This is a genomic window from Candidatus Thiodiazotropha endolucinida (assembly GCF_001715975.1).
GTDB classification, from domain to species: Bacteria; Pseudomonadota; Gammaproteobacteria; order Chromatiales; family Chromatiaceae; genus Thiodiazotropha; species Thiodiazotropha endolucinida.
On record NZ_MARB01000027.1, the window covers coordinates 17,721 to 32,302 of the forward strand.

At 52.5% G+C, this 14,582-nt stretch carries 14 protein-coding genes; 9 read left to right on the top strand and 5 right to left on the bottom strand.

Annotation, left to right across the window (positions count from 1 at the left end; all coding sequences use genetic code 11):
- Positions 1-82: 82 nt before the first annotated feature.
- Positions 83-475: a heterodisulfide reductase-related iron-sulfur binding cluster gene (locus CODIS_RS17690; protein ID WP_268805721.1), complete on the top strand. Its 393-nt coding sequence runs from the start codon at positions 83-85 to the stop codon at positions 473-475.
- 232 nt (positions 476-707) lie between these two features.
- Here CODIS_RS17690 and CODIS_RS17695 read toward each other — a convergent pair whose 3' ends face one another.
- Positions 708-1,640 (bottom strand): exopolyphosphatase, encoded by a 933-nt coding sequence (locus CODIS_RS17695; protein WP_069127586.1) that lies wholly within the window; start codon positions 1,638-1,640, stop codon positions 708-710.
- Positions 1,641-2,021: 381 nt separating this feature from the next.
- Here CODIS_RS17695 and CODIS_RS17700 point away from each other — a divergent pair, with 381 nt between their 5' ends.
- Entirely contained in the window at positions 2,022-3,056 is a 1,035-nt protein-coding gene (locus CODIS_RS17700) for a hypothetical protein (protein WP_069127590.1), read from the top strand.
- Positions 3,057-3,671: 615 nt separating this feature from the next.
- Entirely contained in the window at positions 3,672-5,135 is a 1,464-nt protein-coding gene (locus CODIS_RS17705; RefSeq protein ID WP_069127593.1) for an AAA family ATPase, read from the top strand.
- 59 nt (positions 5,136-5,194) lie between these two features.
- On the opposite strand, the gene CODIS_RS17710 is transcribed toward CODIS_RS17705, so the two are convergent.
- Positions 5,195-6,589, bottom strand: a complete 1,395-nt coding sequence (locus tag CODIS_RS17710) for a response regulator (protein ID WP_069127596.1) — start codon at positions 6,587-6,589, stop codon at positions 5,195-5,197.
- A 160-nt stretch (positions 6,590-6,749) separates the two neighbouring features.
- On the opposite strand from CODIS_RS17710, the gene CODIS_RS17715 reads away from it, so the two are divergent.
- Complete coding sequence (locus tag CODIS_RS17715) at positions 6,750-7,091, top strand: 4a-hydroxytetrahydrobiopterin dehydratase (protein ID WP_069127600.1); 342 nt, start codon at positions 6,750-6,752, stop codon at positions 7,089-7,091.
- Positions 7,092-7,344: 253 nt separating this feature from the next.
- Here the strand turns inward: CODIS_RS17715 and CODIS_RS17720 are convergent, their stop codons facing one another.
- From CODIS_RS17720 to aprB, 3 genes are all read right to left on the bottom strand, one after another.
- Positions 7,345-8,235 carry a YkgJ family cysteine cluster protein gene (locus tag CODIS_RS17720; RefSeq protein WP_069127603.1) on the bottom strand — a complete coding sequence of 297 codons (891 nt, stop codon included), beginning with the start codon at positions 8,233-8,235 and terminating at the stop codon, positions 7,345-7,347.
- 189 nt (positions 8,236-8,424) lie between these two features.
- Positions 8,425-10,410, bottom strand: a complete 1,986-nt coding sequence (gene aprA, locus CODIS_RS17725; RefSeq protein WP_069127605.1) for an adenylyl-sulfate reductase subunit alpha — start codon at positions 10,408-10,410, stop codon at positions 8,425-8,427.
- A 51-nt stretch (positions 10,411-10,461) separates the two neighbouring features.
- Positions 10,462-10,935 (bottom strand): adenylyl-sulfate reductase subunit beta, encoded by a 474-nt coding sequence (aprB, locus tag CODIS_RS17730; RefSeq protein ID WP_069127608.1) that lies wholly within the window; start codon positions 10,933-10,935, stop codon positions 10,462-10,464.
- Between the two features lie 546 nt (positions 10,936-11,481).
- Here aprB and CODIS_RS17735 point away from each other — a divergent pair.
- The 5 genes from CODIS_RS17735 to CODIS_RS17755 are packed head-to-tail and all read left to right on the top strand — an operon-like array spanning position 11,482 to position 14,420.
- Entirely contained in the window at positions 11,482-12,132 is a 651-nt protein-coding gene (locus tag CODIS_RS17735; RefSeq protein WP_069127611.1) for a HEAT repeat domain-containing protein, read from the top strand.
- Positions 12,132-12,683 (top strand): hypothetical protein, encoded by a 552-nt coding sequence (locus CODIS_RS17740; RefSeq protein WP_083220880.1) that lies wholly within the window; start codon positions 12,132-12,134, stop codon positions 12,681-12,683. The genes CODIS_RS17735 and CODIS_RS17740 overlap by 1 nt, the downstream gene beginning before the upstream one ends.
- Positions 12,680-13,057 carry a DUF423 domain-containing protein gene (locus tag CODIS_RS17745; protein ID WP_305782125.1) on the top strand — a complete coding sequence of 126 codons (378 nt, stop codon included), beginning with the start codon at positions 12,680-12,682 and terminating at the stop codon, positions 13,055-13,057. The genes CODIS_RS17740 and CODIS_RS17745 overlap by 4 nt, the downstream gene beginning before the upstream one ends.
- On the top strand, positions 13,057-13,992 hold the full coding sequence (locus CODIS_RS17750; protein ID WP_069127617.1) for a class I SAM-dependent methyltransferase: 936 nt from the start codon (positions 13,057-13,059) through the stop codon (positions 13,990-13,992). The genes CODIS_RS17745 and CODIS_RS17750 overlap by 1 nt, the downstream gene beginning before the upstream one ends.
- A complete protein-coding gene (locus CODIS_RS17755) occupies positions 13,968-14,420 on the top strand; it encodes a YqaA family protein (protein WP_069127620.1) in 453 nt (150 codons plus the stop codon). Before CODIS_RS17750 ends, CODIS_RS17755 begins: the two co-directional genes overlap by 25 nt.
- Positions 14,421-14,582 lie beyond the last annotated feature (162 nt).

A 14,582-nucleotide genomic window follows, 5' to 3' on the forward strand; every position in this document is an offset into this window, starting at 1 on the left:
GGTAATTTGCTTGTAACTTTTAACACTCACTACCCATGCATGAAGTAATCATAACCTATTGATTGCAGACATAAATACTAAAATGTGCGGAACAAATGAAAAACTAGTAGAGCTAAACGAGAGGATTAAATGCGAGGAGCTGGACATCCAGCTCAACGAGATCCCCGACTGGAACTGCTGCGGCGGTGCCCTCGCCTTCTCCGAACCGGAGAAGTCCCAGGAGATGATCAAAGGCATCATCGAGGCGGCCTACGACAACGGTGCCGACATGATCGTCACCCCCTGCCCGCTGTGTCAGGCCAATGTGGAGATCTATCAGGACAATATCAACGAGACCTACGGCACCAAGTTCAACATGCCGGTGGTTTATTACTCCACATTGATGAGTGTCGCCTTCGGGCGCAGCGCTGCGGATGCAGCCCTCAACGGTCAGATCATCCCGGCCAAGCAGCTTGAAGAAATCGCTAACAAATAAGGCGGTCCAACTTCAGACTTGAAAGCCCGCTGATGCGGGCTTTTTTTACGTTGAGTATTTGATTATAGCGTGCGAATTTAAATCTTGTTGAGGTAGTGTTCAATATTCTGTATCACCCACTACCCATTGAGCAATGTGCTCGTCCAGCTTAGCCTCATTTTTAGCAGGTTAATACGTAACATTTCATCTCACCATTCACACGGTCCAAGATTATTCAGAGGTTTCTTGATGTTCAGCCGTCGCTGGTGATCTGTTTGATCAATGCTTGCAGGGTCTCTTCGGCCTGACTGTTTTCCACTTGGCAGGTACCTGCAGCCTGATGACCGCCACCGCCGTATTTGAGCATTAGTTCGCCCACATTGGTTATGGAACTGCGATCGAAGATCGATTTGCCTGTCGCAAAGACGGTATTCTGCTGTTTCAGTCCCCAGATCACGTGGATGGAAATGTTGCACTGGGGATAGAGGGCGTAGATGATAAAGCGGTTACCCGCCCAAATCTGCTCCTCGTTGCGCAGATCGAGTACCACAAGATTTTCATGTACTGTGGCGCAGCGCTTGATTTGTTCCTTGAATTTTGCAGCCTGTTCAAAATAGAGGTCGACCCGCTCTTTCACGTCTGGAAGCACTATGATTTCATCGATAGTGTGGTCCTTGCAGGCGTCTATCAGGTCCATCATCAGGGCGTAGTTGGAGATACGGAAATCATGGAAACGGCCAAGGCCGGTACGTGCATCCATCAGGAAGTTGAGTAATTCCCATCCCTTGGGTTCGAGTACCTCTTCCATATTAAACTGAGCAGCATCGCCTTTGTCCACTGCCTCCATCATCTCATCCCACTTTGTTGGGAATACATCATGGCCGCCATAATGGCGCCAGACCACACGTGCGGCAGAAGGGGCTTCTGGGTCGATGATATGATTGTCCCGCTGCTCGTTGCGGATGATTTCTGACGAGTGATGGTCGAAAGCCAGATGGACACCCTCAACAAAGGGAAGATTGGTGGTGACATCGCTACCAGAGATGTCAATTTTACCATCCTGCATATCCTTGGGATGGACAAATTTAATATCTTCGATGATATCCAAATGTTTCAGTAAAACGGCACATACCAGTCCGTCAAAATCACTTCTGGTCACCAGGCGGAATTTGGTTTCGGCGCCCATGAAAAGCTCCTGAATCTCACAATTTGATGGTTCAATAGTTGATAAAAGAGTTATTTCTTCTTTCTCCCATAGTCATCGGCTTGGTAGTGGAATTCTTTAGTTAAAGATAAAAACGGGGATCAGAACAACATCTCCGAAAACTAAGTAAAATCATATCGGAATGATTTCTTTAATTTATCTAGGGATTTCAAAATCTCTATTGGTAGATCTCCTTGCATATTGCTTTCGCAGAACCACAAAACAAATAACTTACTATCTGTAAACAGTCAGCAAATTGCGATTAGCTTCACACCATCCATGACATCGATACGATATTAATTTCACAAGCATGATTCTTTACTCGAACTTTCAGGGATGATGAGATAGCCATTGAGATCCCTGATGAAAAAGATTCCCAAACAAAGCAAACGCTTGCGTATCAACCGCTACCTGTGGAACAGACGCATCAACCAGAAATATATGCCTCATGCGGGTTATATGGGCAATGGCACTGACATTCATTTAATATTGGGTGTTAATGGCACTGGCATTAATCATTTGACACAACTTCTGTCACAATCACTACCCAACAGCCACTTTATCCACAATCCGCTCGAAAAATTTGAACCCAAACTGACCCTGTCCACTCATGATGACAGATTGGCAATTCCGTATCATAAGGAGTTGACAGCAGACCACCCCTTGAACCGCATCTATCGGATTTATGCTGAAAATAATCTTGCTGATACCGATTACAATTCACTGCTGATGGAGAACAAAAAGAGACCTCGTGCTTTACTCATTTTGAAAGAGACACATGGCCTGTTGGCGACTGAGGCCCTGTTACGGGAATTACAGTGTCATGCCCTGTTCTATGTAAGTGACCCCATCATACTTGCCGAACAGATCTTTTCGCGGGAGGGATTAAATACCCCCTATCTCGATTTGGAGAGTGAAGCCGTTATGGAATCCCGATTTCTGAAGCGCTTTCTATCTCACGATCTTCGCGCAATACTGCATGCCTATAAATTGATACAGCGTCTGTCTTCAAGACGTCAACGCCGTGTGCAGATGAAAATCTTCACTATTGCCTTAATCCAGCATATGTTTCGTATGTTGGCTGCTCGTTATCCTGAATTGGCATCCGTCGTGGATTTTGATTGCATAGAGAATGATCCCAAGCGTCTGCAGTTCACCCTTGTCAATTGGTTGGGCACGAACAGTCTGGAACATTCAGAGCGTATACTCAATACTGCAACCTTCAAGCCGGATGGGCAAGTGTCTCGTCGCTGGACACGGTCATGGCCGGAAACAATCAACGCCTTTGAAGCACTCTCCGCCAAGGATGTAAGCCTGGCATACCAGATCTTGATTGATCACGAATTGATGCGCGATGAAGGTAAGCGCAAAACCTGGGATGAGAGAGTTGCCGTATGAAACGGCATTAGGCGTATGGATCTGAGCGCAATAAAACCAGGTAAATAGTGATTTTGCTTATTAGCCCCCCACATGCTCTGTGTGTAGTGTCCAATATTTTTTTAAGTCTTGTACGGTCTAGGGTGTAAACCGATATCTTTGTGTCATTCCCTTTCCAATGAACTCAATGGTCCAACAATAGAATAATTCTCCACAAACCCGCCTTTTTATGCCTGCATCTTACCTTCCGCGAGACAGGCTTGAAGTGCTGCAATCTTGTTTTTTCACTCTTCCATATGACGCAATGCATCACGCACAACTTCACTCGTAGAACCAGAGCATCAGCTGGCAATTTCGTTCCTGATGAAAACCTCCTAGCGTTTGTCCAGGATCAAACTGATCGTTGCCATAAATGCCTCAACGTTTCATAAATAATTAATATGAAGATACTTAATCACGAGCAACTCAAAGCATGGCTGATAAGCCCTGCATACAATCACAACAGCCCACTCTCCGAAGAATGTAATTTCGGCAAAGCTCGGGAGTGAATGGAGTTGAACCGATTTCACCCAACGTATAGATTGTCCCAGCACAACAGATAAAAATACCAACTCAATCAGATACACCACTACAGGAATGAGCGACTTACAAGACCTCGAACTCATCATCAGTTCCGGCACCTCCATTCTCTTCATCGAAAGCGATGACGAAAGGCAGGTCGAGACCCTTTTCGAACGTCTCGCGGCCCAACTGGGCCGTCAACTACTGCGCTGGACCGTGGCCAGCGGGTTGACCAACCTGCACACCAACCAGACCACTCACCTGACCATCAAGGAACCCTCCAGAGTACTTGCCGAGCTGGCAGGCCGTACAGCACCCGCCATCTACATGCTGATGGATATCCATCACTGGCTGGACGACCCCCTGACCCTGCGCCAACTCAAGGAGATCGCGCGGGGAAACCCGTCGCAGACCCTCGTGCTGATCAGCCACAACGCCGAGATACCTGACGAATTACGCTCGCTCTCGACCAGATTCGAGCTCTCGCTGCCGGACCGCAATGCCTTGAAACAACTGCTCCAGGCGGAAATCCGGGAGTGGGGACGCCATAACAATCGCAACGTCAAGGCGAAGCGTGAAGTGATCGAGCCCATGCTGAGCAATCTCTCCGGCCTCAGTATGAGGGACGCCAGACAACTGATACGCAACGCCATCTATGATGACGGCATGCTGACGGAGAACGATCTGGATGACCTGGCCAAAACAAAGTACCGCCTGCTCGACAGTACCGGCGTGCTCTCCCTCGAACTCGACAGTGCCAAGTTCAGCCAGGTGGCCGGTCTTGCCAACCTGAAACGCTGGCTGGAGCAACGTCGCGCCATCTTCGTGGCGGATCGACCGCCGAGCGGACTCGACCTTCCCAAGGGGATACTCCTCTTGGGCGTACAGGGCGGCGGCAAGAGCCTGGCGGCCAAATCGGTCGCCGGCAGCTGGCACCTGCCCCTGTTGCGCCTCGATTTCGCCGCTCTCTACAACAAGTTCTACGGCGAAACCGAACGCAATCTACGGGAATCTCTCAAGACAGCAGAATCCATGACACCCTGCGTGCTGTGGATCGACGAAATTGAGAAGGGACTTGCCACTGATAATGAGGGAGGTCCCTCAAAACGCATTCTCGGCACCTTGCTCACCTGGATGGCCGAGCGTGACTCCAGGGTTTTTCTGGTGGCCACCGCCAACGATATCGAGATGTTGCCGCCCGAACTGCTGCGCAAGGGACGATTCGACGAGGTCTTCTTCGTCGACCTTCCCGACGCCGAGATTCGGGAGGCGATCTTCCGCATCCACCTAGGCAAGCGTGAGCAGGACCCGGCTGCCTTCGATATAGGCAAATTACGCGACGCCAGCGAGGGTTTTTCAGGCGCCGAGATAGAACAGGCCATAGTTGCCTCGCTCTACGCCTCCCATGCGTCAAAAGAGCCACTGGATACCGCACATATCCTGAGCGAGTTAGAACAGACCAGGCCCCTCTCGGTTCTGATGGCCGAGAAGATCGCCTATTTGCGCAACTGGGCCTCGAGTAGAACCGTTACAGCGTGATCTGGCCGTAACCGTTCTTGACAGAGTTTGTGAAGATGCGGTAACAGGACCACAGCAGATCACAAGTTGCTATAGAGACTGACCCTGACCCGCTGATTCTGTGTGGCAATCCGATTCCACTCTTTTGCTGTCTTTACCTCATAGACCGAGGGATAGGGTATCAACGGGTCATTGAAGCCACTGCTGAAGAGCAGAATCTCCAACTCCCCGCCGCTCCTGGCCAACTCCACATTCATATAGTTGGCGAATGCGACGGATTGGCCGTTGATATAGTCATTGCTGTCACGGTGATCCGCCGCAAACAGACATTCGCTGATAGCCAGCCCGTCATTGGCCAGGACATATTCGTCCCCCTCACTCTTCTGCAGACAATAGTTGCCGTGGGTCGCTCGCAACTCGATAGTACCGCGAAAACCCGCCTCCTTGAGTTGATCGACCAGTTCAGCCAGCCAGAGAGCGCGCTGATCGTTAAAGGGAATCTCGCCATACTCGAACTCTGTCCCCTGGTTGGCGGCCCACTCGATCAAATCAACCGGAATCAATGAACCCGGCGTTGCCACACTGCCATACCCGGTTTCTTCGATTTTCCGGGACATCTGTTCAATCTGCTCGTTCTGCGCACTGATCAACTCGTAAATCGCCTCGCTGTCAGGGTCAGATCCGATAACCGCTTTTTTTTGTGCCGGGGATAACACCAGGAAATAGTAAGTGATGGCAAAGCCAACGAGAATAAACAGGAGACTTATCCCCCCCAGTATCTGCGCCCTCCTGGCCTGGAATCTCGACACCTCCTGCAGCGCTTCCAGCTCATACAGTTCGCTTTGGGTCTCGGCAAAATGCTTTTCCAGCTTTTCCTGAAGCCTTATTTCACTCAGATTCTGTTCCTTGCGTATAAAGCGCTTCAGGGAATCATCGCCCGTTGGCAATGGGCCCAAGACGCCATCCATGGGCAGGCTTACCGGTTCAACCGTGGCTGATTTACGACGTTCGTGTTCAGTGATCGAGTGAATATTGCTTTGACGGCGAACAGTTCTCACACTCTCCAATTCACTATCTTCGAAACCGGGTACCAGGGACTCCTGGTCGGGCATCAGATGCAGTGAGCGGAGCACATCCTCTAGATCCTGTACCTCCAGTTGTTTCGGCAATACCCCGACCGCCCCGAGTGCCCTTGCCTGGCTGACTTCCAAACCTCCCGCCTTGGAGGTATACATCATGACGGGGATGACGGCCGTATTCGGGTTGGACTTGATGACCTTCAAGGCTTGAAAACCGTCCATCCCGGGCATCTCATAGTCCATGAAGATGGCATCTGGTGCATTTTCATACAGAAAATCGATTGCCGCCGCAGCCGACTCAAGCGCCACCACGGATATTCCATATTTCGAGAGCTTGCCCGACAAGACCTGTCGAGCGGTTTTTGAATCATCGACGATGAGCGCGCGTTTGGTCACTTATCTGTAGGCCGCACTGAAGCACGGCTTTCCCCTATTGATTCTGTGTATGCTATCTCGGCAATCTGCATGATAATCCTACAAAGGTGCCATGCACAAATGCTTGAGACACCTGCCTAACCTAACTATATCTGACATATTCGAATAGAGGAAACGCCCAATGGCAGCGTTGACTGAGGAAAAGTGTGAGGCCTGTCGCGCTGATGCGCCAAAAGTCAGCGATGATGAGCTAGCGGAGCTGATACGCACCATACCCGACTGGAATATCGAGGTGCGGGACGGGATTATGCAATTGGAAAAAACATTTCCATTCAAAAACTTCGTAGACAGCCTCGAGTTCAGCAACAGGGTCGGGACGCTGGCGGAGGATGAGGGACACCACCCTGCCCTGCTGACCGAGTGGGGGAAAACAACCGTGACCTGGTGGTCACAAAAAATAAAAGGACTTCATCGCAACGATTTCATCATGGCGGCAAAAACGGATCAGCTGTACAGTGGATGAAAGAAAAACTGTCCGCAAATAAACGCGAATCAACGCAAATTTTGACCTCAATGTAGGGTGCGGCTTGCCGCACCGGAAGCATCGTCACGCAAAGTACGAATGGGAACCATCGTTGCGGCAAGCCGCACCCGCACTGCGAGGGGATGCACAGGGTAGATGGAGTAGAGAGTTGAGTTCCCACGCGGAAGCGTGGGAACAAAATCGATAGTATTTGTGTTGATTCCCGTTCATTTGCGGACTGAATACAAGATAATCAGGACAACGCATCCTTCATCTGCTGCTCCTGTTTCTGTTTATGCAGTTCAACCTCCGCCTTTCTGCGCATTTCCAGGATCTCTTTACGCTCTTCTATGCGCTTTTCAGTGGCATTGTCTTTCACCGGAATGGTGACTTCACCGAACAGGACCTGCTTCAACAACCGGGTGCCGAACTGCATCAGGGCAAGATCCTCATTCTCCATGGTCTGGTAAAACTTCTCATCCAGATCGTATGACGCCTTGAAGGAGTCGCTCAGCACGAAACGGCGCAGGCGGTCTGTGTCGTAGGAGCACATGAAGAAGAACTGCAGACTGGTATCCGAGGGTCTGCCGATTGCCGGACCGGTAGATTTCTTTTTCAGCATCAGCTGTAACCATTCACGATTGAGCTGATCGTAGACCTCCACTTCCTGCTCTTTGCGGTATTCGTCGACCAATATCTCCCTATCTTCCTCATGCCCTTTACAGTGATCCTCTCTGATCAGGAAGTAACGCGCTTCGTCCTCGCTGGAACCCGCTTCGCGCATGGCCATATGTCCGATCGGATAGTAACGGCAGGCTGTCGGGCGATCCTTATAGACACTGCAGCCTTCATCATTGACAAACAGACAGGCACCCTCGTTATCGGTTCGTAGCTTCACCCCCGGCAGGCCATCCTTATCCATCTCGAAAGGCACCGTGTGGTCTTTGAGAAACTCTGTGACACTGACCCCCAGATTATCCTTCAGGCGCAGGATGTCATAGGGTGTGAGCTGTATATCCGCATGCTTGCAGCAGGCGTTAAAGCAGGAAACTCCCTTGTGACAGTTGAACTTGATCTTGGCGCCAGGTTCAAGCACTGCGGGTACGAAACTGCTCTTGAAAGGAATATCGAATTTTTCGCTCATTCTCTGCCTCCGATATCGAAATCGGCTGAATATTAATCCAAGTCGCGGACTACAGATACGGTTCGCCTTTAGAGTATAACCGTACACATGTGTTCATTTAAAAACTGCACAAAAAGCATACATTAAAGACGGAAAAGTCCGGGCACCTTACGGTACCCGGACCTTCCTAAGCAACTAAACAGTCAAGAATTACTTGAACAACTTAGCCTTATCTACGATGTCTACATGTGCGCGCTTGAAGCACTTGTAGGTCTTGGTCTCTTTGTCGTAGATGGAGTTCACGAAGCACTTCCAGTTCTCTTCGTCGACAAAGTTCTTATCCATGCGGTAGTAGAAACCGGGATAACGAGACTCTTGACGGAACTGAATGTGTTTCATGTGAGCTTCAGCAGTCAGGATGCGGTGATAGTTCTCCCAAGCACGCAGCAGCTCGTGGAGGTCTTTCGCACGCATCTTGAGGGCGTCTTCCTTCAGCATTTCCAGCTTCTGCTCAGCCAGGTCCAGCATGTGCTCGTTGGTGGTGTAGTAGGTAGCAACACCGGCAACGTACTCATCCATAACCTTCTGCAGACGGAACTGCAACATCCGCGGTGTGATGTAGTTGGGATTCACATCGATAGCGGTTGAGTAGTCCTTGTGCTCAAGGTAGTTACGGACCGGACGGTAGATCTCTTCGATCAGGGAATCAACATCGGTATCCAGCTCGGGGCTGTAGTCCTTGTTGTCCATGACGTACTTGACCATGGCCTTGGCAGCCATACGGCCTTCGGCATGGGAACCGGAAGAGAACTTGTGGCCGGATGCGCCCACGCCGTCACCCGCGGTGAACAGACCGGACACGGTGGTCATACCACGGTAGCCCCAGTTCCAGCCCTGAGGCAGATGCTCGGGCACGCCAGCCTCGGTCTCCTCGGTAGGTGCGCCAACATCTTCAGGACCGGAGGTCCAGATGCCGCAGCAACCGGAGTGAGAGCCCAGCAGGTAGGGTTCGGTCGGCATCAGCTCGGAGTTCTTTTTCTCAGGCTCGATGTTTTCACCCGCCCAGATACCGCACTGGCCGATACACATGTCCAGGAAGTCTTCCCAAGCTTCTGCTTCCAGATGCTTAACCTCACGAGGAGACAGGGTCTCACGCAGGTTGGCGAGCGCGGTGACGGTGTCCATCCAGATAGGACCGCGACCCTCTTTCATCTCTTTCAACATCAGATGGTTACGCAGGCAAGATGCCGGTACGGCTGCCTGACCATAAGGAGGATAGTCGTCCAGCATCTCCTTGTTGCGGTCCATGTAGACTTCACCAAAAGCGTTGGTGGCCTTGGATTTGAAGAGCAGGAACCAGGCACCGACAGGACCGTAACCGTCTTTGAAACGGGTCGGTACGAAGCGGTTTTCCATCATGGTCAGCTCAGCACCAGCCTCGGCGGCCATGGCGTAGGTGGAACCAGCATTCCATACGGGGTACCAGGCACGGCCCTGACCCTCACCCACAGAGCGGGGACGGAAGATGTTTACACAACCACCGGCAGCCAGCAGGATGGCTTTCGCCTTGAAGACGTACAGCTTGTGCTCACGAACAGAGAAACCGACGGCACCGGCAATGCGGTTGCTGTCGTTCTTGTCGTTAACCAGCTTGACGATGAAGATACGCTCTTGGATGTTGTCCATACCCAGCGCTTTCTTCGCGGCTTCAGCGACGATCCACTTGTAGGATTCGCCGTTGATCATGATCTGCCACTTACCGGAACGTACGGGCTTACCGCCGTCCTTCAGTGAGGTCATGCCTTTGGAACCGTCATGACGCTCGCCGTTCTCGTCAGTTTTCCAGATGGGCAGGCCCCACTCTTCGAACAGATGAACGGACTCATCAACGTGACGACCCAGGTCATAGGCCAGATCATCGCGGGTGATACCCATCAGGTCGTTGGAGACCATACGGGCGTAGTCCGCTGGATCCTGCTCGGAACCAATGTAGGTGTTGATCGCAGACAGACCCTGGGCAACCGCACCAGAGCGATCCATAGCGGCCTTGTCGACCAGCTTAACTTTGATGTCGCCACCGGCAGCCTCAACCCATGGACCGATCTCATAGGCGGCACCACTACAGGCCATACCACCGCCGATCAGCAGGATGTCTACCTCTTCTTGGACGACTTCCGGATTTCCGAATTCAGCCATTTTTAATTCCTCAAAATTTCGTTAGTTTCTAAAAATCTGTCTGAATCCGATTTATTTACGGATCAGCTCACTGGCGTCGCCGGCACGATAGCCGTTCTGCTCGTTGTGATTGAAGAAACCGGGCTCACCGATCTTCGCTATATCAGCGGCAGGCTTACCACCATAGGGATCGATGGAACCCTCAGGAGTAGTACGGATCGGGAACTTGAAGCGCTTCATTGTGCCGTTGCGGAACTTGATGGTCCACATGATGGAATCGGTACCGCGCAGAGGCTGTACAGAGGCGCCCAGAGGTACGATATCGGCATAAGGACGCGCTTCGATCGCCTGCTGAGGGCAGATTTTGATGCAGGAGTAGCACTCCCAGCACTGCTCAGGCTCTTGGTTGAACGACTTCATGGCATGGCCTGTTTCCGAGCCGTCTTTATCCAGCTTCATCAGGTCATGAGGACAGATGTACATGCAAGCTGTCCTGTCCTGGCCTTTACAGCCATCGCACTTCTCAGTACGCACAAATGTAGGCATGGTGTTTATCTCCTAAGGGTTTCACTGCAGTGATTCAGACGCCGTGAGATGCCGCAGCTTTTACAAGCACACCCGGACAATTCCCGGCGTCAGTCTTTAGTATCTCTCCTGGCCCGTGCCCGATGGCGCCCGAACCTAGTTTCACACCCGATTCAGCCAGGCCGCACAGCCGGGCATTCCATCGCACGCATGCGCGCAAGCTGGACTCGGGGCGACAAACATTAATGCCTTACAATCCCTTTAGCCAAACAGTTTTTTAATGAGGGCGTATAAAATCCGCTTATTAACCTAGCCCCTTGTAAAGCATACTATTTTACTTGGTTTGGTAAGCCCCTATTTATAAAAAAGAAAATGTCAATATACTGAATAAGGTCTTTTTATTGGCCGTAGATGAAACGACCGCGGAGAAGCGGCGACTATCCCAAGGGAGATATGCATGGATCGGGTATTCCTGGGATTTTCAGGTTTTAATTAGCCCTTTTTGAGTTGTCAAAAACTTGCAGAACCCGCCTTTTAGGTTAAAGTGGCCGATTTTCGAGCGTGCACATGAGCGAGAGAGAAGCCCCAGACGCCCTATTGCTGATGGCCCCCGGCTGTGCTCACTGTCCCGTGGTTTTACATAATCTGAGCCAACTGCTGAAACAAGGCAGAATCGGCCGTCTGGAAGCTGTCAATATCATGCAACACCCGGCGGTCGCACAGAGTGTCGGTACGCGGACCGTCCCCTGGACCCGTATCGGTTGCTTCGAGTTGGAGGGAGCGCTGTCACTCGGAGAGCTCGAGCGATGGATCGATCTGACAGGTCGGGATGAAGGAGAGGCAAGCTATCTCATCCACCTGTTCGAAACCCAGCGCGCTCATGCCGCGGTCACCTGGTTGCAGCGTAATCCCGATGCGATGCCGGAGCTGTTGGGTCTGTTGCGATCCCCCACCACTCCCATCGTGGTGCGTATCGGCATCGGCGTTGTCGCAGAGGATCTACAGGGAACGCCCCTCTGGCAATCAACCTTAACCGACCTGCTGAAACTGGCGGAATCACCGGATGCCACCCTGCGTGCCGATGCCGCTCACTACCTGGGCCTGACTCTTTCCAGTGATGCCATAGAGCCGTTACGCGGAATGCTCGACGACGACAATCCCGATGTCAGGGAGATTGCAAACGAATCACTGGAGCTACTTAACGGGGGAAACAGCTGATGGACAAGAGAGCGCAGATACTGGCGGTACATGCCGCCTTTATCAATCAGGTTGTCACAACCGGATCCCACCCTGATGGTAAAGATGAGTTCGAGCAACTCATGGCTTTAGCGATAGAGAATGGCTGGTCCGAGCTGGTAGCGGCAATCCGTAAGATCTTCGACCAGGGCCGACGGGATATAGAGCTGTTGAATAGTCTGGACGAGGAGGATCAGGTGATCATCGAGGCGATTCTGCTTGGTTTGCAAGACCCCTCCACCCTGCCTGATCCGAATGTGAAACCCGACCCGGCGATGGCCGCGCCCGGTCTTGCCTCCATGATCCACGCCGCCGGCAGCGGTAATACCCAGGCATTGCAGATCATCGCCGAAATGGCGGATCAGATGAGTAAGGTTGATGGCCCCATGGCCCGGCTGGCAGCCGTGATCCGCCCTTTGATCAATGGCGAGCGCGATCCTGATCTGCTCTGCAAACGCTTGGACAGCAAAACCGAAGCCATAGTCCTGAGCATTCTCGAGGAGCTCAAGCAACTAGAGGGGAATACAGGTTGACGGCGCGCACCTTCCTGATTCTCGCCGCTGTCAGTGGTATGCTGCTGGTGATACTTGGCGCATTCGGCGCCCACGCCCTGGAGGCCCGCCTGCCGCCCGACCACATGATATGGTGGCAGAAGGCCGTTCACTATCAGGGTCTGCATACCCTGGCCCTGTTCGGTGTAGGACTTTTCGCCATGCACTACCCGGGGCGCACCCTGAGCATCGCCGGCTGGCTGTTTCTGACCGGCATCCTGCTCTTCTCCGGCAGTCTCTATGTCCTGGCGCTCACCGGTGTGCGCAGCCTGGGCATGATCACGCCTTTCGGCGGTACGGCCTTCATCATCGGATGGTTCGCCCTCGCCCTGGCGGCCTGGCGTATTCCTCGCTGATGAAGCTTGGCGACTTCGACAACCGATTGCGCAAGAACCAACGCCACTGGAGCAAGTGGGCACGCCGTCGTGACATCAGTTGCTACCGCCTCTATGACCGGGATATTCCTGATTTTCCTCTGGCCATCGACTGGTATGAAGGTGAAGTCCATGCCCAGATCTTTGCCCGCAAAGGCCGGGAACCTCTGACTGATGAGGAAGAACTGGCCATAGGCGAGACGATTCGCGAGTCTTTGCAGATCCCGCGCCAGGCCCTGTCATTCAAGACCCGTCAGCGGCAACGGGGGCTTGCCCAGTACGAAAAAACCGGCCAGCGGGGCCACCGCCTGACGGTCAGTGAGGGTGGTCTGAAATTCGAGGTTGATCTGCACAGCTATCTCGATACCGGACTCTTTCTCGATCATCGAGAGACCCGCGAATTGATACGCCGGCGCGCCGAGAGCCGGCGCATGCTCAACCTGTTCGCCTATACCGGCAGCTTCTCGGTATTCGCCGCGGCGGGCGGTGCCCTGGCCACCACCAGTGTCGATCTCTCCAATACCTATCAGGCCTGGACCAGGCGCAACCTGGCCCTCAACGGTTTCACCGGCGATGAACATCGATTGGAACGGTCCGATGTCTTCGCCTATCTTGAAAGGGCCGTGCGTGAGCGACGCCTGTTCGGCCTCATCGTCCTCGACCCGCCCAGTTTCTCCAACTCCAAGAAGATGCTGGAGATCCTCGATGTGCAGCGGGATCATCGACGTCTGATCGACGCCTGTCTGGAACTGCTTACACCAAACGGAGAGCTCTACTTCTCAACCAACAAGCGCCGTTTCAAGATCGATCACGACCTGGAATCATTACCCGGTTGTGAGGAGATCACCCGTCAGACCCTGCCCGACGATTTCAAACGCCACCCGGCACACCGATGCTGGATCTTTCGTCAAACCTGAGTCTCTCGGGCGGTCCTGTCGGACTCTTTATCACCAGCCTGCTTGCCTCAACCCTCCTGCCCGGGGGTTCCGAGGCTATGTTGCTGTGGGAACTCCAACAGAATCCAGCACAGGCAACCCTGTTGTGGGGCGTGGCCACCCTTGGCAACACCCTAGGAGGACTCAGCAGTTGGCTTATCGGCTGGTGGCTGGCACGCCGTTTTCCGGATCGCGGGCTGAAAGATGAGAAGCAAGGACAGGCATTGCAACGGGTAAAACGCTACGGCACACCCATACTGCTGTTCTCCTGGTTGCCGGTGATCGGTGATCCGCTCTGTTTGGCGGCCGGATGGAGCGGTGTCAGGCTGCTGCCGGCCACGCTTCTGATTGGGCTCGGCAAGGCATTACGCTATGGCGTTCTGGTCGGAGCCATGGGTAGCCTGGGATAGTTGCGGACTACCAGGCCATATCCGATGAAAATCATGTCGGATATTCTTACACATCACACCAATATCCCAGTGATCTTTTTAAACGCAATTCGGTAAACTCCGAATTTAAAGCATATTTTTCAATGCTGGCATGGAACATGCTCGATTGGCTGGTGAAGCTAG